Origin of the sequence: Streptomyces sp. NBC_00654, from assembly GCF_026341775.1 — a bacterium.
In the GTDB taxonomy this organism is placed as follows: Bacteria; Actinomycetota; Actinomycetes; order Streptomycetales; family Streptomycetaceae; genus Streptomyces.
In genome coordinates this window covers 1,486,468-1,507,171 of record NZ_JAPEOB010000001.1, presented here as the reverse complement: position 1 = coordinate 1,507,171, position 20,704 = coordinate 1,486,468, and the positions used below count along the sequence as shown (strand labels likewise).

The following is a 20,704-nucleotide window of genomic DNA, read 5'->3' as shown; positions in this document are numbered from 1 at the left end:
AGTCGTTCGCTGTCAGTTGTCGACCAAATGCACGTCGAAGAGAATCTTGCTGACTTGGGACCAGGGAGGGGGGCTGCTTGGCACGATCTCGACCATCCCGGCGTCTCCGCACGAGAAGATGAACAGGTCCTGGACATTGTTGTTGTCGAAGTCCAGAGCCTGCCAGGTGCAGCGGAACTCGATGATGGCCGTCGCTTTGGCCTTCGCGAAGGTGCGCTTCGTACCCGGGATCACCGACGAGTCCACCGCTTCGCGGCCCTCGACCTCGACCTTGATCGAGTCCCGTCGGGGGCCGTACCGGGCGGTGCAGCTCGTCACATCGGCGTCATTGTCCGATGCGAAGCTCTGTGCCTCGCCGCACGGCGCCGTGAAGGGAGCCGCCAGGAAGGCGTCGAGCATGTTCTCGGGAAGCGAGGCGATGAACCCCGACTCGAAGTCCGCGCGGGCGGCCTGGGCGGCGGCGAGCGCGGCGGAGTCCGCCGCGCCCTGGGAGCCGTTGCGCAGGGCCGACGCTTTACCCACGGCGAAGAAAGCGAACACGAGGAAGAGCAGGCCCGCCACCATCACGACATAGATAGGGAAGGCCTGCCCTCGGTCGCTACGAGACCGGACAGTCATTAGCCAGCGGTGATGGAGGTGACCAGGCCGTCGATGCGGTTCGAGATGTTGCCGCCGATGCCCGAGGCCGCGACCGCACCGATGATCGCCACGACCACCAGGATGATGCCCAGGTACTCGAACGCCGTCTGACCCCGGTCCTTCGCCGCGTAGCGCTTCTGGATGCTGCTGACGGCGGTGTTGGCCCAGCCGTTGACGCGCACGGCGGTCTTCAGGGTGATGTTCGACATGGTGTTCCCCTCCTGATTCGGCCGACCGCTTGCCGGCCGACTCGCACGTTCCTGGCATGTCGCGCCCGGCTCCGGCTTCCTCCTGGCCGGTGCCGCTTGCGACATGAGAAACATAGAGGGGGGCACCACGCTCACCAGAGGGTCCCAGGACCCATTCCCGGGCCCAAAGCGCGCTCTGGGCCCCCGCGTTGCCGCCTCGTTCAGCCATGACCGCCCGCCCTTCGCGGCCCGGAGCCCGTCGCGGGCGCCGTGCCCAGCCAGCGGGCGATCGCCTCACTGCGACTGCCGCTGTGCAGTTTCGTGAAGATGCGGTTGATGTGATTCTTCACGGTCTTCTCGCTGATGAAGCAGGTGGCGGCGATCTGCTGGTTGCTCATTCCGGACGCAATCAGCTCCATGACCTCCACCTCCCTCGAACTCAGCCCGTGTTGTTGCCTGTTGGGAGCCGCGCCGGACCCCCTGGTCATGGAAGACTGTCCCACAACAGGTTGCAGTTGCGAAAGACCTTCCGATTCCTGGACCTGTCGCGTCGCCATGGTGAGGGGTGGCGGCGGTGTGAAGCCGGGCTGCTCCTCGTGTCCGGAGGCCGGGTAGGGGACGCCCGTCGTCAGGGCGGTGCCCAGGCCCTCCGGGAGCGCTCCGCGGCCCGGGTCCGCCCCGTTGCGCATATGGGCGAGCAGGGCGTTCGCGGCGGTGGCGGTGAAGTTGGCCCGGCCCTGCGTGGTGTCGCGTACCGCCTGGACCAGCTGGTCGGCCGTGAACTCGCCGTGCACCAGATAGCCGCCCGCGCCCAGGCGCAGGGCCTCGTGGACGATCTCGCTCTCGCGGCTGTAGGTCAGCATCATCACGGGGGCGATCCGCACCAGGTGCGGCAGGGCGGAGATGCCGTCCACGCCGGGCATCCGGACGTCCAGCAGCACGACGTCAGGACGGTGCCGGAGGGCCATCTCGTAGGCCTGGCGGCCGTCCGCCGCCTCCGCGACGACCTGGATGTCGGCGCGGCCGGAGAGCAGTACGCCCAGACCGGCCCGGACCACGGGGTTGTCGTCGGCGACCACCACCCGGAGCCGGCCGGCGGCCTGGGGGCCGGGTGCGGCCGGGAAGGGGGTGGGCAGGGCCTCGGGTGCCGCGGTCCGCTGGGGGACGGGGAACCCGGAGGAGCTGGGTTCCGGGCTGAGCGGTGCTCTGTGCGGCGAGGTGTGCGGGGAGGCGTGGTGCTGGGCCACCCAGTTCTGGCTCGACGCGCGGGAGACATCGTCCGGCATTCTGCGACCTCCTCTCAGGAGCTACGGGTGGGGGGCGGATGGAGGGGCGGTGGAGGTGGTGCCAAGAGCGGCGAGGGGTATTTCCAGGCGCACTTCGGTGCCCTTGGCGGCGTCTCCCTTGCCGATCCGGATACGAGCGCCGATGGATGCGGCGCGTTCGACCATGCCGACGAGACCGAAGTGTCCCGCCCGTCTGAGGGTGTCGAGGGTGGTGCCCGCGGGCAGGCCGCGCCCGTCGTCGTAGACGCTGATGCGCAGGACGTCGCCCTTCACTCCGGCGAGGACGATGAGATAGCTGGGGCCAGCGTGCCGCTGGGCGTTCTCCATGGCCTCGGAGGCGACCGTGAGCAGCTGCCGGGCGACCGCCTGCGGGACGGGCGGTACGGGGATGTGCTCCTGGAGTCGGCGGAAGGTCGCGGTCAGTCCGTGGCGGCCGCTGAAGTCGGCTGCGCGGGCCTGGAGTTCGCCGACGACGTCCACCCCGCCGTCCAGGCCCGACTCGCGGCGGAGATCGGTGAGCAGTTCGCGGGACTCGGCGGCGGCGCGGCGGGCGGCGCGGGCGACGAGTTCGGCCTGCTGTCTGACGGTGGGCGGGTCCATCCGGTCGGCGGACGCGGCGAGGCCGTCGGCGGCCAGGGCGAGACCGTGCAGGGTCTTGGCCACGGAGTCGTGCATCTCGCGGGCGAGACGGGTGCGTTCGCCTTCCACGGCCTCGTTCACGGCGAGGCGGGCACGGGTCTCGGTGAGGGCCTGGCTGGCGGTCCCGAAGCGCAGGAGCAGATTGCGCAGGGTCACCCCGACGGCACCGGCGATCACGCAGAAGCCGGGGAGCAGCAGGTTCGTCGCGTCGCCGGCTTCGAGCTTGGGGACGGTGTTGTAGACCCCGAAGACGATGACGACCTGGACCGCGGCGAACACGGCGGCTCCCCGCCAGCCGTAGACGAGGCCGGCGAGGAGCGGGGTGCAGACGGTGACGTACGCGAGCGTGGACTCTGGGGTGGCGGTGATCAGCAGGAGCGCGCCCAGGAACACATCGATGCCGAGCATCCAGGGGTGGCGCAGCAGGCGCGGGCCGAAGCGCTCCCAGTCGCGGAACAGGACATAGCTGCCCATGAACGTGATCAGGATCGCCGCCCCGATGAACCAGGTGGCGAGGCCGCGCGCGGTGTGGCTGATGGCGAACGGGGTGGCTATGGCGATCATCGCCAGCCGGAAGCCGAAGACCTGCCGGCACATCGCCTGCAGGGCGTTGACCTGGATGGCGAGCGCGGGGCGCGACTGCGGGTCGGTGGTGGCCACGGACATGTCCGCGGTGAGTCCGTTATGGACACCGCTGAGCTGAAACGTCATGGGCCTGCCACCTCCCGTCTGTCCCCGTGGTCGCCGTCGCCGGTCATCGTCAGCCGCCCGACATGAAGCCGAGGTCGACGTTGGCTCCGTAGACGAAGCCGACGGTCAGCAGGACGAGCGTGCCGGGCAGCAGGAACGAGGTGACGGCGAACGTTGCCTTCGGCACCGCCTTCGCCGCCTTGCGGCGGGCGTTCTGGGCGTCGGTGCGGCGCATGTCGTTGGCGATCTGGATCAGCGTCTCGACGATCGGGGCGCCGAGCTCCTCGCCCTGCTGGAGCGTGGTGACGAACATCGCGACCTGTTCCGAGTCGTTGCGCCTGCGCAGCTCCTCGAAGGCCTGCCGACGGCTGACGCCCATGTCCATCTGGCGCAGGGTGATGCGCAGTTCGTCGGCCCAGGGGCCTTCGTACTTCTCGGCGACGCGGGCGAGCGCCTGGCGGAAGCCGAGGCCCGCGGAGACGACGACGGCGAGGACGTCGAGGAAGTCCGGGAGGGTGCGCTCGATGTGCTCCCTGCGGACCCGGATGGCGGACCAGATACCGGCCTCCACCCAGAAGAGTCCGAACGCGATCATGACGAGTGCGAGGAAGATCTGTCCCTGCAGGAGCATCGCGAACGCGCCGAGGCCGCCGAGGGCCCCGTAGACGGCGCGCCGGGCGGCGTACCGGTCGATGGTGAGGCCGCCGGGGTTACCGGCCAGGTCGATCTGGCGGCGCTTCTTGGTGACGGCCTTGGCCCCCATCATCCGGAGCACCATGGGGGCCCAGCGGATGCCGAGCCGGTCGATGCCGGAGCCCACCGCGCTGGTGCGGGTGGCGCCGGATTCCAGGGCGATGGCGAGGTCGCCGGGCAGTTTGGCGTCGGCCCGGTACATCCGGATGCCGTGGATGGCTCCGTACACCGCGAGTCCGACGACGATCGCGAGCAACATGTCCATGTCTGCTTCTTCTCCCAGGCCGTCAGACGTCGATGCGGGACAGACGGCGGATCACGATGAATCCGATCGCGTACAGGACGATGGAGACCACGACGGCGATCTGGCCGATGAGGGCGCCGGTCATCCGGTCGAGGGCGCCGGGCATCACGGCGTTCATCAGGAGCATGGCGCCGATGCCGAAGCCGGGTACGGCGTAGGCGGTGACGGTGACCTGGGACAGCTGGGTCTTGACCTCGCGCCGGGTCTCCTTGCGCTCCTCCAGCGTCTCGGTGAGGTTGCGCAGGGAGCTGACGACCGTACCGCCGGCCCGGTTGGACAGGACCAGCGTCGTGACGAGGACGACGAGTTCGCGTGAGGGCAGCCGGTCGGTCACCTCGCTGAGCGCGTCCTCCAGAGGCTCACCGACGGCGAGGCGGCGGGCGACACGTGCCAGCTCCTCACCGGCCGGGTTCTCCAGCTCGTCCGCGGCCATGGACAGCGCGGTCCGCAGGGCCAGGCCCGCCTGGGTGGCGTTGGCGAGGATGCGGGACAGCTCGGGGAGCTGGTTGATGAAGCGTTCGGTGCGCTTGACCCGCTGCCAGTTCAGGAACGCGTTGGTGCCCCAGAGACCGATGAGGGCGGCCACCGGGCCGAAGAACGCGGCGAGCAGCGAGGAGGCGATCATCCACAGCCCGGCCATCGCCAGGAGCGCGTACACGAAGAACTCGCCCGGGGAGAGTTCCATGCCGGTCGCGGCGAGCTTCAGCTCCAGCTTCTTGCCCAGGCCGGTCTTGCGCAGCTTGCGGTCCAGGGTGCGGAACCGGCGGCGACGGCCCGTCTCGGAAAGGTGACCGACGTGGGAGAGCCGGTCGACGAGCGCGTCGCGGTCCGCCTTGCCGCCGGAGTAGGCGTGCAGGCCCATGACGCCGAGCACGCCGCACAGCAGCGTGACGCCGATCGTGATCAGGGGGAGATTCACATTGTCCATGGCTCGGTACCTAGTTGGCCTCTCGGGTGGCGAGCTGTTCGGAGGATGCGGCGACCCCGAACGCCTGCGGGATGGGCTGGCTGGCCATGTAGAGGCGGTCGGCGATCCGGCGGGGCAGGGGCAGGTACTGGAACTCCCCCTCGATCCGGCCGTCGGCGTCCATCGGCCGGGCGTTGAACTTGGCCACGGTGACGATGCGGTACGGGTCGCGGCCGTGCGAGTCCAGCGCCGCGATCTCGGTGACCTTTCGCGATCCGTCGGCGTGCCGGGTCAGCTGGACGATCACGTCGACGGCGCTGTTGATCTGGTCGTGCAGCGCCTCGAACGGGATCTTGATCTCCGACATGGAGGCCAGGGTCTGCAGACGCATCAGCGCGTCCTCGGCGTTGTTGGCGTGGACGGTGGCGAGCGAGCCGTCGTGACCGGTGGACATCGCCTGGAGCATGTCAAGCGATTCGCCGCCACGGACCTCACCGACGACGATGCGGTCGGGGCGCATACGCAGGGAGTTGCGGACCAGGTCGCGGATGGTGATCTGGCCCTTGCCCTCCACGTTCGCCGGCCGGGACTCCAGCCGGATCACATGGCTCTGCTGGAGCTGGAGTTCGGCGGAGTCCTCGATCGTGACGATGCGTTCGCTGTTCGGGATCAGCCCGGACAGGGCGTTGAGCAGCGTCGTCTTCCCCGTGCCGGTGGCGCCGGAGACGATGATGTTGAGCTTGGCCTGGACGAGACCGGCGAGGAGGATCAGCATCTGCTCGTCCAGCGAGCCGAACCCGATCATCTCCTGGAGGGTGAAGGACCGCGGGAACCGGCGGATGGTGAGGGTCGCGCCGGTCAGGGACAGCGGTGGAATGATCACGTTGACACGTTCACCGCTGGGCAGTCGCGCGTCCACCATCGGGTTCGACTCGTCCACACGGCGGTTGACGGTCGACACGATGCGCTCGATCGTCTGCATCAGCTGTTCGTGCGAGCCGAAGCGCATCGGGAGCTGCTCGACCTTGCCGCTGCGCTCGACGAAGATCTGGTCCGGCCCGTTCACCATGATCTCGGTGATGGAGGCGTCCTCCAGGAGCGGTTCCAGGATGCCGAGTCCGAGGGCCTCGTCGACCACGCGGCGGATCAGCTGCGAGCGCTCGACGGTCGAGAGGACCGGACCCTCGCGGCTGATGATGTGCCCGAGGACGCGCTCCAGGCGGGCCCGCCGCTCGGCGGCGGCCAGCGAGGACATCTCCGCGAGGTCGATCTCCTCCAGCAGCTTGGCACGGTAGGTGGCCACCATGTGGCCGTCCTCCCGTGCCCCGCCGTGCTCCTCCGGGGCGGTCATGCGTGCCCGCAGGCTCATGTGCGTAACTCCTCGGTCTCACTGTCCGGTCGAACCTGCGGGTGGTCGGTCCCGCAGACGGTCGTTCCCTCGGGGCGGGCCGGTGGATGGACCGGCCCGCGGGGGCACTATCCGCGGGGCATGGTGGAACTCCGCTTGGCCTTGCCCCACTTGCCGTCCATGCCCGGGACCACGTTGGGAACCTTGATCTCGATGGTGATCGTGACGTCGTCGGTGCCCCCGCGCTGGCGGTACCGGAAGCCGTCGTTCGCGAGCCACTTGCTCATCGAGTCCCGGGCCGCGGTGCGGGGATTGCCCGAGGGGAAGTCCTGGGTCGCCGTCCTGGCGGCCGCACGGGCCGCCGTACCCGCCTGAGCGGCCGTGTACGCGGCGAGGCCGGCCTGGATGGCGAGGAGGGCGACCAGGATGAGGAGCGGGAGGAAGCCCAGGTACTCGATGGCGACCTGGCCGCGGTCGGTGCGGCGGGAGGCTGGACGGCAGCCGTCGGTGTTCCTGCCGCCGGAGTGCTTCACGCGTGCGGTTACGGTCATCACTCAGCCCTCCAGCGGCGAGCCGGCATGGCCCGTGATCTTCACGTCCAGGTCGAAGAGACCCGGGACCAGGACAGGGACCTTGAGCTTGACGTCGGCCTTGTACAGCTCACGGCTGGACTTGCAGGTGATCTTGACGCCGTCGCGCCAGGCTTCCGGCAGGTCCTTCTTCGCACCCTGCTTGCAGGCCCGGCTCTGTGCGTACTCCGCGCCGCTGCCCTTGCGCGCGCCCACGTCCGCCGCGTTGCCCGCGAGGCTCCAGGTGTAGCCGATCAGCGCGCACTCCCAGAGCACGAGCATGATCAGGATGATGAACGGGGTCATCCCCAGGAACTCGATCGCGGTCTGCCCGCGGTCGCGGTCACGGCCCCGTACGAAACGGCCCCGTACGAAGCGACCTCGTACGAGATGGCCGTGTACGCGGAATCGGCGGGCGGCGGTGCGCCTCAGGCCGTTCCGTGAAGGTGTGAGCCCCTCCGGGGAGTGGGTGAGCCCGCCCCGGGAGCCGCGGGCGTCACGCCTCCCCCGTATCTCGGTGTCCGGTGCCCGGTTGGTAGTCATCGGTCAACGTGTCCCCTCGGTCTTCCCGTGGTCCCGTTCGTCGCCGTCGCGCCGTCGGCGCGGACGTCCGATCGAGCCCCGGTCGTTTTTGAATGTGCCACCGCTCTTCTTCTTGCTCGCACTGACCTTGACGATGCCCAGTTCTCCGGCCAGTCCCCAGAGCGCTTGCTTGACGGTGCTCTTGGCATCCAGTTCGTGCAGGCGCCCGGCGTCCACCGAGGCCTGGAGTTCCTTGAAGTTCGCGGGCACCGCCGCGTTCGCCACCTGGGTTCCCGTGATCTTCTGGATCAGGGGCGGCTGGATCTCGGTGTTGCGCGTGAAGCGGTTGACGAGCGTGATCGTCTCCTCCGCCTTGCGGATCTGGAGCCGTTCCCACATCCGTACGATGCGCTTCGCCCCGCGCACCGAGATGACGTCCGGGGTCGTCACCAGCAGGGCCACGTCCGCCATCTCGATGGCCGCCGCGTTGGCCCCGTTCATCTGGCCGCCGCAGTCGATCACCACGATCTCGTAGCGGGTGCGCAGCGCGCTGACGATCTGGCGTGCGGACCGGTCGCTGACCTCCTCGCCCCGTTCGCCCTCGCCCGGTGCCAGCAGCAGGGCCAGGCCGGTCGAGTGGGAGAACACCGCGTCCGCCAGCACCCGCGGGGAGATCTCCGTGATGAGTGCCAGGTCGACCAGGGAGCGCCGGAACTGCACATCGAGGTACGAGGCGATGTCGCCGGTCTGGAGGTCCATGTCGACCAGGGCCACGGTGTTGCCGGACGCCTGCGCGGCCAGGGCGAGCTGGATCGCGGCGACGGTGGCGCCCACGCCGCCCTTGGCGCCGGTGACGGTGAGGACCATGCCGCCGGGGCCGGTGAACACCTCGTTGTTCGCGGTGAGGTGGCGGCGTACACCGGCCGACCACTGGGACGCGGCCTGGACCCGGTTGGCCAGTTCCTCGTAGCTCAGCGGCAGGGTGACGATCCCGCGGGCGCCGGAGTCCATGGCGTCGGCGAACAGGCTGGGATTCGCATCCGCGGTGATCAGGACGACCCCGACGGACGGGAACCGCATCGACACCTCCCGGATGAGCTCCAGGGCCGGTACCGGGCCGATCCGCTCGTGGACCAGCACGACCTCGGGCAGCTCGTCGAGGGACTCGCCCGCGAGGCGGGCCAGGGTGTCGATCAGCTGGGTCGAGTCGCCGACCGGCGCGGCCGGCTCCGCGTCGGGGAGCTGGCTGAGCAGAGTGGTGACCGATCTGGCCGCGTCGAGGTCACCGACGGCCGGGAGGATTCTGGTGGTCATCCCATCCTCACTTGTCCTTGTCGAGCGTGTAGGTGCGGTCCCCCGGACGGATGGTGCCGTCACTGCCGGGCGCGACGAGGGCGAGCCGTACGTGCTCCGCGAAGGATTCGGCGTACGCCACACGCTGGGTGTCCAGCGTGTTCAGGGCGAAGGTGATCGGCACGGCCTCGGTGCTCTGGGTGCTCCGCTGGTCCCCGCGGGGCTCCAGGGCGGTCAGCTTGCCCACGTCCAGCACCTTGGCGTTGGAGACGATGACCTTGGACTGGGAGACGTCGTCCTGCTGCTCACCGGCGAACGTGGCGTAGATGTTGACCGTGGCGCCGGGCGTGATCTTGCCCGCGACACCGGTCGCCGCGTCGATCATGATGGCGATCTCCTGCTCACCGGCACGGAGTTCGGGCTTGCGGGCCATCATGTCCGACTGGAGCAGCGAGCCCTTGCGGAGCTGGGTGACGGCGATCTTCGATTCGACTTCCCGCAGGTTGGTCACGGCGTTCTCCGAGAGCCAGCGCTTGGGCATCTTGATCTTCTCGAACTGACCGTCGTTCAGGGCCGTATAGGGGGCCACGTCGGCTTTCAGCTGATATGCGGTCACCTCGGGACCGACCTTCGAGTTCACATCGCTGATCACCGAGAGCACACCGGCGAAAGCACCGAAGGCACACAGGACCGACAGGAGCAGGAGTATCACGCCGCGGCGCTGGCGGGAGTTCATGGGCCGGACAACCTCGTTCGATTCGGATGCGTGGGGCAGCGGACAGAGAGGGATGCGCGGAGTACGACGTACGGGGCGCGAAGTGCGGTAAAGCAGGAGCACAACGCGCGTAGTGCGATGGTTCGGCGTGCGAAGTGCGGGGTTCGCGGAGATGGCTGTGACGATGCGGGACGGGACGGCTCTGAGAGTGGTGAGCGCTGGAGGGGGCGCCCGGAGCGGGAGGAGCGGGAGTGCTTGGTCGGGTGGTGCACGAGCGGGTGGTGGAGCGGGAGTTGTGCGGTTGAGCCCGGTCGGTGCCCGGTGGTACGGATTCTGCTCGGTCGTGCGACTTCTGCGCGTTGGTGCTGGATGTCCAGTTGTCCGGGCGGTGCGGCCCGGTACTCAGTGGCGCTGGGCGCCCGGCGGCTCTAGGAGGCGGCTGATGCGTTCACCTCTTGATGCAGGACACCCGTGGAGTACGAGCGGTTCTCGGCGGACGCGAGCGGGGAGGAACAGAATCCGCAGCGGTCTCCGATGAGTTCCATTTCGCACCAGTGGCACTTTTCCCTCCGTACGGAGGACACCAGTTGATACAGGACGGAGATGTCCGGGAGGTAGGCGGCGAACTCCACCAGCTTCCCCGTACCCCACCAGCGGGAGGACTCGCCGGGCAGGGTTGCGTCATGAATGGCCTGGACCTTCCAGGCGGGAGCCAGGGTCTCCTGCACCCAGTCGGACTGCGACTGCCCCTTGGCCACCAAAAGATGCGTGCCGAATTCCGGTCCGGTCAGCGGTTCCGCCGCAGGGCCGACCTTGATGAGCTGAGACTCGGGACCGGCGAGCACGGCGAACTGGGAGCCGGGCACCCAGGACTTCGCATGGCTCTTCAGGCTGACGGCCACCCGGTCCAGCTTGGCCACCGAGTGCAGCAGCGCACCCGCGTAGATGTAGTGCGAGAGCAGCCGGGCGGCGGAGGCGACCACCCCGGGACTGAAATCGCTCAGTGAGAGCTGACGCAGCTGACGCACCAGCACGGCGACGCCGAGCGGCGGCAGGTCCACTTTGACCAGCGCGATCCGGTCGCTCTCCAGGACGGAGCGGATGCCGAACAGCCGTCGTTCGTGGGCCGGCTGGATGCTGGACGGATACACCGCGATCACATACCCGTGCTGCTCCAGCAGCAGGTGCATGTCACCGATGGCGTGTTCCATGGTCTGGGCTTCGGGAGCCTGGAGCAGGGCCGCGGTCGGCGTCTGCTGATCGGTGGGCGGCAGCACCAGATCTGCGCTTGTCACTGCTATTGCGGTCGGCACGCTCTTCCCCGTTCAGCTCCGGCCGTCGTGGTGACGTCGGCCGCATTCGCTCCTGCCCGGTGCTCCTGCCCCAGCACTTTAGCCACGTCTCACCAGGCAGAGAACACTTATCGGGGACCGATACGACAACATGCGAACACCGCCTCGACGGCGCCCGGGTACCAAATAGGACGAAATCAAGACTGGTTAACTCCTGTACCACTGCGGAGTGTTACGGAGCCCCGCCGCCCCCGACGGCCCGTCACTTCATCCGCGCACGTCAGAGAGGTCCCGGGGGGCGTTCCGGTTCATTTCGACAGCGCGCCTTCGTCACGGTCCGAAGGTCTCGCGCGAAGTCACCCACCAGGGGACCACAAGGTGGCCGCGGCGACATCTTCCCGTAAAGAAACGGCTGCCGGAGGGCCCTCCGGGGCCCTCCCGAAGGAGGTGTCGAACACCCGTCTGGGGCGCCCATCGCTGCCAGAGGTCTTGACAACTCGATTGGTCTGGACCAGTTTATCCGCCAGCGGTGGCCACCGTTCTTCGGCTCCACATCCCCCGTACACCTCTGCGTACGTCCGGCACGTCCCGCACCCCCCGCACGACCCCCCGTACGACCCCCCGTACGACCCCGCCGGCATCCCCGTCACGCACCCCCCAACTCCCCCGGAGGCAACAGTGGAACGCTCCGCAGGCAGCAGGCGCAGAATGCGTCACGTCCGGCCCGTCCTCGGCGGTGCCATGGCCGTCGTCGCGGCCGGAGCCCTGACCGTCACCGGTCTCGTCAGCAGCGCCCAGGCGGCCGACGTCAACGTCGCCAGGAACGCCGGGTTCGAGTCCGGACTCGCCAACTGGACCTGTTCCGGAGGCAGCGGCGCCGCCGTCTCCTCCCCCGTGCGCAGCGGTACGTCGGCGCTCAGGGCCACCCCGGCCGGCCAGGACAACGCCAGGTGCGCGCAGACCGTGGCCGTGAAGCCCAACTCGACGTACACGCTCAGCTCCTGGGTCCAGGGCGGCTACGCCTACCTCGGCGCGAGCGGTACCGGCACCACGGACGTCGCCACCTGGTCGCCGGGCTCCACGGCCTGGACGCAGCTCTCCACCAGCTTCAGGACCGGCGCGTCCACCACCTCGGTGACCGTCTACACCCACGGCTGGTACGGCCAGGCGTCCTACCTCGTCGACGACATCTCGGTGACCGGCCCCGACGGCGGCGGTACCGACCCCGGCCCGTCGATCCCCGGCGCGCCCGCCGGTCTCGCCGCCGGTACGACGACGGCGTCCTCCGTGGCCCTCTCCTGGAACGCCGTCTCCGGCGCCACCGGTTACACCGTCTACAAGGACGGCGCCAAGGCCACCGCGGCCACCGGGACCTCGGCCACGGTGAGCGGCCTGGCCGCCGACACCGCGTACCAGTTCTCGGTGAGCGCCACCAACGAGGCCGGCGAGTCGGTCAAGTCCGCCGCGGTCAGCGCCCGTACGGCGAAGGAGAACACCGGGCCCGGCCCGGTGACCTCGGTGCCGAAGCACGCGGTGACCGGCTACTGGCAGAACTTCAACAACGGCGCCGCCGTCCAGAAGCTCAGTGACGTCCCCGCGAACTACGACATCATCGCGGTCTCCTTCGCGGACGCCACGGCGACGCCGGGTGCCGTCACCTTCAACCTGGACAGTGCCGGACTGAACGGCTACACGGTCGACCAGTTCAAGGCCGACATCAAGGCCAAGCAGGCCGCCGGGAAGAACGTCATCATCTCGGTCGGCGGCGAGAAGGGCTCCGTCTCGGTCAACAGCGACGCCTCCGCCACGGCCTTCGCGAACTCCGTCCACGCGCTCATCCAGGAGTACGGCTTCAACGGGGTCGACATCGACCTGGAGAACGGCCTCAACTCCACCTACATGACGAAGGCACTGCGCTCGCTGTCCTCGAAGGTGGGCTCCGGTCTCGTCATCACGATGGCGCCGCAGACCATCGACATGCAGTCGACGTCCGGTGAGTACTTCAAGACGGCGCTGAACATCAAGGACATCCTGACTGTCGTCAACATGCAGTACTACAACAGCGGTTCGATGCTGGGCTGCGACGGCAAGGTCTACTCGCAGGGCTCGGTGGACTTCCTCACCGCGCTGGCCTGCATCCAGCTGGAGGGCGGTCTCGACGCCTCGCAGGTCGGTCTCGGGGTCCCCGCCTCCACCCGCGGCGCGGGCAGCGGCTACGTCGCCCCGTCCGTCGTGAACGCCGCCCTGGACTGCCTGGCCAAGGGCACCAACTGCGGTTCCTTCAAGCCGGCCAAGACCTACCCGGCCCTGCGCGGCGCGATGACCTGGTCGACGAACTGGGACGCCACGGCGGGCAACGCCTGGTCGAACGCGGTCGGCCCGCACGTCCACGGTCTGCCGTAACCCTCCCGAGGCCCGAGCGACACCCCTGACCAGCAGCGCCGCCGCTCCCCCGGCGGCGCTGCTGCGTGTTCCGGCCCGAACCGAAACCCTCGGAACCGGCCCGGAGCCGGGCCCGGACCCGGGCGGGGCGAAACCCTGGCGGTCCCGGACCCGGGCGTCGCGAGCCGGGCGGGACTCTCGGCACACGCCCCTAGATCACCAGGCTGAGCAGTGCCGCGACCACGAACCCCGCCACCGACAGGACCGTCTCCAGGACCGTCCAGGACTTCAGGGTGTCGCGCTCCGGGATGCCGAAGTACTTCGAGACCATCCAGAAGCCGCCGTCGTTGACGTGCGAGGCGAAGATCGATCCGGCGGAGATCGCCATGATGATCAGCGCAAGGTGCGCCTGGGACATGTCCTGGCCCTCGACCAGCGGGACGACGATGCCCGCGGTGGTGACGATGGCGACCGTCGCCGAGCCCTGGGCCACGCGCAGCACCACGGAGATCAGCCAGGCGAGCAGGATGACCGGCAGGCCGACGTCGTTGAAGGTGTCGGCGAGGGCGTCCGCGATGCCGCTGCCCTTGAGCACGGCGCCGAAGATGCCGCCCGCGCCGACCACCAGCAGGATGTTGCCGACCGGCTTGAGCGAGGACGTGGAGACCGATTCCAGGGATTTGCGGGACCAGCCGCGCCGGATGCCCAGCAGGTAGTACGCCAGGAGCAGCGCGATCGTCAGGGCCACGAACGGGTTGCCGAAGAACTCGATGACCGAGCGGGGTGTGGAGGGGTCCAGCGCGATGGAGGAGAACGTCGCGGCGAGGATCAGGAGCAGCGGGGTTCCGATGATCGCGAGCACCGTGCCGAGGGCGACGGGCGCCTCGTGCGGGGTGACCCCGGCGGCCCGCTGTTCGGCGACGACGGCCGCCCTGGCCTCCTCGGCGGCCTCGACCATGTCCTGCGGGACCTCGACGAAGATCCGCTTGCCGATCCAGGCGGCGTAGCCCCACGCGGCGAGTACGGAGGGGATGCCGACGACGGCGCCCATCAGGATGACCCAGCCCAGGGACACCTGGAAGAGTCCGGCGGCGGCCACCGGGCCGGGGTGCGGCGGCAGGAACGCGTGGGTCATGGACAGGCCCGCGAGCAGCGGCATCGCGTACAGCAGGATCGATTTGCCGGAGCGCTTGGCGGCGGCGTACACGATCGGGGCGAGGACGAAGATACCGACGTCGAAGAAGACCGGGATGCCGAAGATGAGGCCGGTGAGGCCCATGGCGAGCGGGGCCCGCTTCTCGCCGAAGAGGTTCAGCAGGCGGGTGCTCAGCACCTCCGCGCCGCCGGAGACCTCCAGGATCGCGCCGAGCATCGTGCCGAGTCCGATGATGATCGCGACATGGCCGAGGATGCCGCCCATGCCCGATTCGATGACGGAGACCGCGGCGGACTTCTGGACGGTTCCGAAGAGTTCGGTCACGGAGAGACCGGCGCCGAGGCCGACGGCTATGGAGACGGCGAGCAGCGCGACGAACGGCTGGAGCCTGACCTTGATGATCAGGAAGAGGAGAAGGGCGATGCCGAGGGCGGCGACGGTCAGCAGTCCGGCGGTGCCGTCGATCAGGAGAAGGAGTCCACCGGTGTGGGGTGGCGTCCCGGCCGGCGGTGGGGTGGCGGCGAGCAGCATGGTGACTCCGTGGGGGCGGGGGGCGGTTCCGGGCAGGGGGGAGCGCGGCACGGCGCCCCCGTGGTGCGGGGCGCCGTGCCGGACGGGTCGCTGGAGCGGTACCGCGGGTGGGGCAAGCCGGTCAGCCGAGGACCGCGAGCGCGTCGATCTCGATGAGCAGGCCCTTGGGGAGGCCGACGTAGACCGTCGTACGGGCCGAGGCGGGGGCCGCGAGGCCCTGCTCCTCGAAGTACGCGTTGTAGATCTCGTTCATCTCGGCGAAGTGGCCGACGTCGGTGAGGTAGACGCGCATCATCATCACGTCGTCCCAGGTGGCGCCGCCCTCTTCGAGGATCGCCTTGACGTTGGCGAAGGTCTGCAGGGTCTGCTCGCGCAGCGTCGGGCCGACGACGGTGGCGGGCTCACCGGCCACGGCGGGCAGGAAGCCGACCTGGCCGGCGACCTGGAGGATGTTGCCCTTCTTCACACCGTGCGAGAACTTCGCGGGCGGGGCGGCGTGGGTGCTGGGCGTGAGGGAGATCTTCTCGGTCATGACGATCAGGCTTTCTTGAGTGGGGTGGTGCCGGAGTACTCCCGGCTGATGGCGTCGGCGGTACGGCGCACCAGCGGGAGCAGGGTGAGGAGTTCCTCCGCGGTGACGACCACGTTGGGGGCCGAGACCGACATCGCGGCGACGACCCGGCCGTCCGCGCCGCGGATCGGGGCCCCGATGCAGTTGATGGACTCCTCGTGGCCACCGAGGTCGGTGGCCCAGCCCTGTTCGCGTACGACGGCGAGTTCCTTGAGGAACGCACCCGCGCCGGGGACGGAACGGGACGTGTACATGGGGTAGTCGAGCGTCTCGGCGATCGCCCGCCGCTCGGCCTCGGTCAGGTCGGCGAGCAGCAGTTTGGCGACCGCGGCGACGGTGATCGCGACGGGTTTGCCGATCCGTGAGTACATCCGGACCGGGTAGCGGCTCTCGACCTTGTCGATGTAGAGGACCTCGTGCTCCTCGTACACGGCGAGGTGGACGGTGTGTCCGCACCGGTCGTTGAGTTCGACGAGGTGGGGGTGGGCGATCTCGCGTACGTCGAGGTTCTCGACGGCTTCCTGGGCGAGCGCGAAGAGACGGGCGCCGAGGCGGTAGCGCTGGTCCTGCTGGCGGTAGACGAGTCCGTGCTCGTGGAGCGTACGGAGCAGGCGCAGCGCCGTGGACTTGTGGACGCCGAGCCGCTCGGCGACCTGGCCGAGGTCGGCGGGCCCCTGGGCGAGCAGCGGCAGGATGCTCAGCGCCCGGTCGACGGTCTGGCTCATGTCGTACGTACCTCCTGGTCGTCCCCCGTCCACCCGGGGCCGAGACGAAGTCTCCCCCAGGCGTCGTCGTCGAGGGCGGCGAGGCGGTCGGCGCGCTCGCGCGGCGGCGGGTCGGTGAGGTCGCCGGGCACGGTGAGGACGGCGGCGGCCATCAGATGGCCGTGCCGGGCGCGGTCGCGGACGGACAGGCCGCGCAGGGTGGCGGAGAGGAACCCGGCGGCGAAGGCGTCGCCCGCTCCGACCGGGGCGACGACGTCGACATGAAGCGCGGGCACGTCGGTGACGGTGTCGGTCGCCGCCGCGGCGGCGGTGTCGGCGCAGGGTCCGGGGCGGGGGCCCAGGTGGGCGCCCGGCCGGGGTGACGAGTAGACCGTGGCCCCCTCCGCGCCGCGCTTGACGACGAGCAGCGTGGGTTCGGGCAGGGCCGCGCGGATGGCGTCCGCGCCCTTCAGCCCCCAGGCCTCGTCCGCCTCGTCCTCCCCGACGAAGACCAGGTCGGCGCGGCGTGCGAGGTCGAGCAGGACGTCCGGTCCCGCCTCGCTGCCGCGCCACAGGCCGGGCCGGTGGTTCACGTCGAAGGAGATCAGCGGGCGGCCGGACCGGGGTGCGGTCAGTTCGTGGAGCAGGGCCAGACAGTCCGCGGAGAGCGCGGCCGTGATGCCGGACAGGTGCAGGAAGCGGCCGACGGACAGCGTCTCGTGGGGGACGTTGTGGGGGGACATCGCGGAGGCGGCGGAGCCTGCCCGGTAGTACGCCACCTCGTGGGTGTCGGTGGCCCGGTCCGTGGCGGTGCGGAAGTAGACGCCGGTGGGGCGGTCCGGGTCGCGGCGGACCGCGGAGGTGTCGACCCCGTACGCGGCGATGGCCTCGACGAGGTGGTCGCCGAAGCCGTCGGCCCCGACCCGGCTGACCCAGGCCACCCGGTGCCCGGCGGCGGCGAGCGCGCAGGCGACGTTGGACTCGGCTCCGCCGATGCCGCGGCCGAAGGAGGGGACGTCGGCGAGGCGGCCGGGCCGTGAGGGCCGGAACGTCACCATGGACTCACCGAGACACACCACGTCGGGGGTCGCGGCGGCGCTGGTCGTCCCTGCTGCGGGTCCGGGCACTCTGGGGCTCCTCGATGATCGGGCGTGCGGCACCGGCTCTCACCATTGACCCGGCATCGGCTCGGATGTTAGACAGCATCGAGCGATATGCGCAATGGGTGTTGCATATGGTGCAACGAACACTTCGAGGAGTCCGTCTTGGCAGCCGACCGCCCCGCCCTCCACACCGTGTCCGGCCTCGCCGAGGAGCGTGTCGACCACCGGTTCAAGTCGCTGCCGCCCGACGCCAACGGCCTGAGTGTCGGCGCCCTGGCCGCCGAGCGCCGCAACCTCTTCACGGGCGGTTTCACCACCCCGGTGCTCGCGCTGTCCGCCGAGTCGGTCGAGCACAACCTCGCGCTGCTGGAGACGTACGCCGAGCGCCACGGCCTGCTGTTCGCCCCGCACGGCAAGACGTCGATGTCGCCGCGGCTCTTCGCCGACCAGCTGGAGCGCGGTGCCTGGGGCATCACCGCGGCCGTCCCGCACCAGGCGCGGGTCTACCGGGCGTACGGCATCCGACGGATCTTCCTGGCCAACGAGGTCGTCGACGCGGTGGCGCTGCGCTGGCTGGCCGGTGAGCTGGCGGCCGACCCGGAGTTCCGCTTCATCTGCTACGTGGACTCGGTGCGCGGCGTCGAGCTGATGGAGGAGGCCCTGCGCGACGCGGGGGCCGGCCGCCCGGTCGATGTCGTCGTGGAGCTGGGCGCGGGCGAGGGCGCGCGCACCGGCGCCCGGAGCGACGCGGACTGCGCGGCGGTCGCGGACGCGGTGGCCGCCGCCGGGACCCTGCGTCTGGTGGGCGTCGCCGGGTACGAGGGCGAGGTCCCGGGCGCGACCCCGGAGCGCGTACAGGAGTGGCTGCGGCGCCTCGTGGCGCTGGCGTCCGGCCTCGACGCGGAGGGGCGCTTCGCCGGCTGCGAGGAGATCGTGATCAGCGCGGGCGGCAGCGCCTGGTTCGACACGGTGGCGGAGGTGTTCGCCGGGATCCCCGCGCTGAGCCTGCCCGTGCTGAAGCTGCTGCGCTCGGGCGCCTATGTCTCGCACGACGACGGCCACTACAAGCGCCTCACCCCCTTCAACCGGATCCCCGGGGAGGGCACGCTCCAGCCCGCCTTCCGGCTCTGGGCCCAGGTGGTGTCCCGCCCGACCGGCGAGCAGGCCTTCCTCAACGCGGGCAAGCGCGACGCGGCGTACGACCTCGACCTCCCCGAGGCGCAGGTCGTCCGCTCCGGCCGGGACGGCTCGGTGCGGCCCGCGACGGGACTCACGGTCACCGGTCTCTCCGACCAGCACACCTGGGTGCGTACGGAGCCGGGCGCGGAGCTGGAGGTGGGCGACTGGGTCGGCATGGGCCTGTCGCACCCCTGCACCAGCTTCGACAAGTGGCAGCTGATTCCGCTGGTCACGGCGGACGGCACGGTCACGGACTACATCCGCACGTTCTTCTGAGCAGAGGCGCCCCCATGGACCTGGTCATCCGCGACGCGCTGGTCGTCGACGGCACCGCCACCCCCGCCCGCCGCGCCGATGTCGCCGTCGACGGCGGACGGATCGCCGAGATCCACACCGAGGACGCCCCCGGCCCACGGCCCACCGCCACCCGCGTCCTGGACGCCGGCGGCCTCGCCCTCTCCCCCGGCTTCATCGACATGCACGCCCACAGCGATCTGGCACTGCTGCGGGACCCGGACCACAGCGCGAAGGCGGCACAGGGCGTCACCCTCGAAGTCCTCGGCCAGGACGGTCTGTCGTACGCCCCGGCCGACGACCGCACACTGGCGGAGGTGCGCCGCTCCATCAGCGGATGGAACGGCGGTGCCCCCGAGGACACGGACATCGACTTCGACTGGCGCACGGTCGGCGGCTATCTGGACCGGCTCGACGCGAACTTCGGCGGCCGGGGCATCGCGGTCAACGCCGCCTATCTCGTCCCGCAGGGCACGGTCCGGATGTACGCGGTCGGCTGGGACGACCGCCCCGCCACCGACGCCGAGCTGGACCGGATGAGGGAGCTCGTCGCCCAGGGCATGGCCGAGGGCGCGGTCGGCATGTCCTCGGGACTGACGTACACCCCCGGGATGTACGCGGACGACGCCGAACTCACCGAACTGTGCCGGGTGGTGGCCCGCCACGGCGGCTACTACTGCCCGCACCACCGCAGTTACGGCGCGGGCGCGCTGGAGGCGTACGAGGAGATGGTGCGGCTCACCCGTACCGCGGGCTGCGCCCTCCATCTCGCCCACGCCACCATGAACTTCGGCGTGAACAAGGGGAAGGCCCCGGAGCTGCTGGCCCTGCTCGACGAGGCCCTGGACGCGGGCGCCGACATCTCGCTGGACACCTATCCGTACACCCCCGGCTGCACGACGCTCGTCGCGATGCTGCCGAGCTGGGCGGGCGAGGGCGGCCCGGAGTCCGTCCTGACCCGTCTCGCGGACCCGGAGACGGCGGAGAGGATACGTCACCACCTGGAGGTACTGGGCTCGGACGGCTGCCACGGGGTGCCGATCGAGTGGGACACCATCGAGATCTCCGGCGTCGGGGTGCCGGAGCTGGCCGGTCATGTGGGCCGCACGGTGGCCGAGTCCGCCCGGCTGCGCGGCGAGGCCCCCTGGGTCACCGCCCACCGGCTGCTGGTCGAGGACCGGCTCGGCACGACGATCCTCCAGCACGTCGGCCACGAGGAGAACGTCCGGCAGATCATGCGCCACCGGGTGCACACCGGCGGCAGCGACGGCATCCTCCAGGGCGACAAGCCGCATCCGCGCGCCTACGGCACGTTCCCGCAGTATCTCGGCCGGTACGTGAGGGAGCTGGGCATCCTGTCGCTGGAGGAGTGCGTCGCCCATCTGACGTCCCGTCCGGCCGCCCGGCTGCGGCTGGCGGACCGCGGCCTCGTCCGCGAGGGCTACCGCGCCGACCTGGTGCTGTTCGACCCGGGGACGGTGGCGGCGGGCTCGACGTTCGAGAACCCCCGTACGTTGCCGGCGGGCATCCCGCACGTCCTGATCGACGGCCGCTTCGTCATCGAGGACGGCCGGCGGACCTCGGTGCTGGCGGGGCGCTCGGTACGGAGCACGGGCGCACGGCGCTGAGAGCCTGTCGGGTGACCGGATCAGGCACCCGAGCCGCCGGCCCGTTCCCGCGCCCAGGCCAGGTCCTTCGC

At 70.1% G+C, this 20,704-nt stretch carries 19 protein-coding genes; 3 read left to right on the top strand and 16 right to left on the bottom strand.

Going from position 1 to position 20,704, the window contains the following annotated elements:
* Positions 1–12 precede the first annotated feature (12 nt).
* From OHA98_RS06645 to OHA98_RS06590, 12 genes are all read right to left on the bottom strand, one after another.
* Entirely contained in the window at positions 13–618 is a 606-nt protein-coding gene (locus tag OHA98_RS06645) for a pilus assembly protein TadG-related protein (RefSeq protein ID WP_266923297.1), read from the bottom strand.
* Positions 618–848, bottom strand: a complete 231-nt coding sequence (locus tag OHA98_RS06640; RefSeq protein WP_266923295.1) for a Flp family type IVb pilin — start codon at positions 846–848, stop codon at positions 618–620. The genes OHA98_RS06645 and OHA98_RS06640 overlap by 1 nt, the downstream gene beginning before the upstream one ends.
* A 200-nt stretch (positions 849–1,048) precedes the next feature.
* Positions 1,049–2,113: a response regulator transcription factor gene (locus tag OHA98_RS06635; protein WP_266923293.1), complete on the bottom strand. Its 1,065-nt coding sequence runs from the start codon at positions 2,111–2,113 to the stop codon at positions 1,049–1,051.
* 21 nt (positions 2,114–2,134) lie between these two features.
* Positions 2,135–3,463 (bottom strand): sensor histidine kinase, encoded by a 1,329-nt coding sequence (locus tag OHA98_RS06630; protein WP_266923292.1) that lies wholly within the window; start codon positions 3,461–3,463, stop codon positions 2,135–2,137.
* Between the two features lie 49 nt (positions 3,464–3,512).
* On the bottom strand, positions 3,513–4,400 hold the full coding sequence (locus OHA98_RS06625; protein ID WP_266923290.1) for a DUF5936 domain-containing protein: 888 nt from the start codon (positions 4,398–4,400) through the stop codon (positions 3,513–3,515).
* Positions 4,401–4,422: 22 nt separating this feature from the next.
* Positions 4,423–5,367: a type II secretion system F family protein gene (locus OHA98_RS06620; protein ID WP_266923288.1), complete on the bottom strand. Its 945-nt coding sequence runs from the start codon at positions 5,365–5,367 to the stop codon at positions 4,423–4,425.
* A 10-nt stretch (positions 5,368–5,377) separates the two neighbouring features.
* Entirely contained in the window at positions 5,378–6,715 is a 1,338-nt protein-coding gene (locus OHA98_RS06615) for a CpaF family protein (protein ID WP_266923286.1), read from the bottom strand.
* A gap of 107 nt (positions 6,716–6,822) precedes the next feature.
* On the bottom strand, positions 6,823–7,245 hold the full coding sequence (locus tag OHA98_RS06610; RefSeq protein WP_266923284.1) for a TadE/TadG family type IV pilus assembly protein: 423 nt from the start codon (positions 7,243–7,245) through the stop codon (positions 6,823–6,825).
* Positions 7,246–7,248: 3 nt separating this feature from the next.
* On the bottom strand, positions 7,249–7,806 hold the full coding sequence (locus OHA98_RS42625; RefSeq protein WP_323179523.1) for a TadE family protein: 558 nt from the start codon (positions 7,804–7,806) through the stop codon (positions 7,249–7,251).
* A 3-nt stretch (positions 7,807–7,809) separates the two neighbouring features.
* Positions 7,810–9,099: an AAA family ATPase gene (locus OHA98_RS06600; RefSeq protein ID WP_266923282.1), complete on the bottom strand. Its 1,290-nt coding sequence runs from the start codon at positions 9,097–9,099 to the stop codon at positions 7,810–7,812.
* A gap of 7 nt (positions 9,100–9,106) precedes the next feature.
* Positions 9,107–9,814 carry a Flp pilus assembly protein CpaB gene (gene cpaB / locus OHA98_RS06595; protein ID WP_266923281.1) on the bottom strand — a complete coding sequence of 236 codons (708 nt, stop codon included), beginning with the start codon at positions 9,812–9,814 and terminating at the stop codon, positions 9,107–9,109.
* 407 nt (positions 9,815–10,221) lie between these two features.
* The gene (locus OHA98_RS06590) at positions 10,222–11,088 is read right to left on the bottom strand and encodes a hypothetical protein (RefSeq protein ID WP_266923279.1); all 867 of its coding nucleotides are present in this window, start codon (positions 11,086–11,088) and stop codon (positions 10,222–10,224) included.
* A 675-nt stretch (positions 11,089–11,763) separates the two neighbouring features.
* On the opposite strand from OHA98_RS06590, the gene OHA98_RS06585 reads away from it, so the two are divergent.
* Positions 11,764–13,488 (top strand): glycoside hydrolase family 18 protein, encoded by a 1,725-nt coding sequence (locus tag OHA98_RS06585; RefSeq protein ID WP_323179522.1) that lies wholly within the window; start codon positions 11,764–11,766, stop codon positions 13,486–13,488.
* Positions 13,489–13,678: 190 nt separating this feature from the next.
* On the opposite strand, the gene OHA98_RS06580 is transcribed toward OHA98_RS06585, so the two are convergent.
* The 4 genes from OHA98_RS06580 to OHA98_RS06565 form a co-directional block, all read right to left on the bottom strand.
* The gene (locus OHA98_RS06580; protein WP_266923277.1) at positions 13,679–15,154 is read right to left on the bottom strand and encodes a GntP family permease; all 1,476 of its coding nucleotides are present in this window, start codon (positions 15,152–15,154) and stop codon (positions 13,679–13,681) included.
* A 121-nt stretch (positions 15,155–15,275) separates the two neighbouring features.
* The gene (locus tag OHA98_RS06575) at positions 15,276–15,686 is read right to left on the bottom strand and encodes a RidA family protein (protein ID WP_266923275.1); all 411 of its coding nucleotides are present in this window, start codon (positions 15,684–15,686) and stop codon (positions 15,276–15,278) included.
* Between the two features lie 5 nt (positions 15,687–15,691).
* Complete coding sequence (locus OHA98_RS06570) at positions 15,692–16,450, bottom strand: IclR family transcriptional regulator (RefSeq protein ID WP_266923273.1); 759 nt, start codon at positions 16,448–16,450, stop codon at positions 15,692–15,694.
* Positions 16,447–17,556, bottom strand: coding sequence for a sugar kinase (locus OHA98_RS06565; RefSeq protein ID WP_266923271.1), 1,110 nt, complete (start codon positions 17,554–17,556; stop codon positions 16,447–16,449). The genes OHA98_RS06570 and OHA98_RS06565 overlap by 4 nt, the downstream gene beginning before the upstream one ends.
* A 138-nt stretch (positions 17,557–17,694) precedes the next feature.
* Here OHA98_RS06565 and OHA98_RS06560 point away from each other — a divergent pair, with 138 nt between their 5' ends.
* Together OHA98_RS06560 and OHA98_RS06555 are read left to right on the top strand one after the other, a co-directional pair.
* Positions 17,695–18,987: an alanine racemase gene (locus OHA98_RS06560; RefSeq protein WP_266923269.1), complete on the top strand. Its 1,293-nt coding sequence runs from the start codon at positions 17,695–17,697 to the stop codon at positions 18,985–18,987.
* Between the two features lie 14 nt (positions 18,988–19,001).
* On the top strand, positions 19,002–20,633 hold the full coding sequence (locus OHA98_RS06555) for an amidohydrolase family protein (protein ID WP_266923267.1): 1,632 nt from the start codon (positions 19,002–19,004) through the stop codon (positions 20,631–20,633).
* Positions 20,634–20,704: the final 71 nt, after the last annotated feature.

Bases quoted from the DNA above. Each gene is read 5' to 3' on its own strand.
- cpaB (WP_266923281.1), bottom strand. From the start codon at position 9,814: ATGAACTCCCGCCAGCGCCGCGGCGTGATACTCCTGCTCCTGTCGGTC.
- OHA98_RS06635 (WP_266923293.1), bottom strand. From the start codon at position 2,113: ATGCCGGACGATGTCTCCCGCGCGTCGAGCCAGAACTGGGTGGCCCAG.
- OHA98_RS06570 (WP_266923273.1), bottom strand. From the start codon at position 16,450: ATGAGCCAGACCGTCGACCGGGCGCTGAGCATCCTGCCGCTGCTCGCC.
- OHA98_RS06610 (WP_266923284.1), bottom strand. From the start codon at position 7,245: ATGACCGTAACCGCACGCGTGAAGCACTCCGGCGGCAGGAACACCGAC.
- OHA98_RS06630 (WP_266923292.1), bottom strand. From the start codon at position 3,463: ATGACGTTTCAGCTCAGCGGTGTCCATAACGGACTCACCGCGGACATG.
- OHA98_RS06640 (WP_266923295.1), bottom strand. From the start codon at position 848: ATGTCGAACATCACCCTGAAGACCGCCGTGCGCGTCAACGGCTGGGCC.
- OHA98_RS42625 (WP_323179523.1), bottom strand. From the start codon at position 7,806: ATGACTACCAACCGGGCACCGGACACCGAGATACGGGGGAGGCGTGAC.
- OHA98_RS06555 (WP_266923267.1), top strand. From the start codon at position 19,002: ATGGACCTGGTCATCCGCGACGCGCTGGTCGTCGACGGCACCGCCACC.
- OHA98_RS06645 (WP_266923297.1), bottom strand. From the start codon at position 618: ATGACTGTCCGGTCTCGTAGCGACCGAGGGCAGGCCTTCCCTATCTAT.
- OHA98_RS06615 (WP_266923286.1), bottom strand. From the start codon at position 6,715: ATGAGCCTGCGGGCACGCATGACCGCCCCGGAGGAGCACGGCGGGGCA.
- OHA98_RS06575 (WP_266923275.1), bottom strand. From the start codon at position 15,686: ATGACCGAGAAGATCTCCCTCACGCCCAGCACCCACGCCGCCCCGCCC.
- OHA98_RS06620 (WP_266923288.1), bottom strand. From the start codon at position 5,367: ATGGACAATGTGAATCTCCCCCTGATCACGATCGGCGTCACGCTGCTG.
- OHA98_RS06580 (WP_266923277.1), bottom strand. From the start codon at position 15,154: ATGCTGCTCGCCGCCACCCCACCGCCGGCCGGGACGCCACCCCACACC.
- OHA98_RS06600 (WP_266923282.1), bottom strand. From the start codon at position 9,099: ATGACCACCAGAATCCTCCCGGCCGTCGGTGACCTCGACGCGGCCAGA.
- OHA98_RS06625 (WP_266923290.1), bottom strand. From the start codon at position 4,400: ATGGACATGTTGCTCGCGATCGTCGTCGGACTCGCGGTGTACGGAGCC.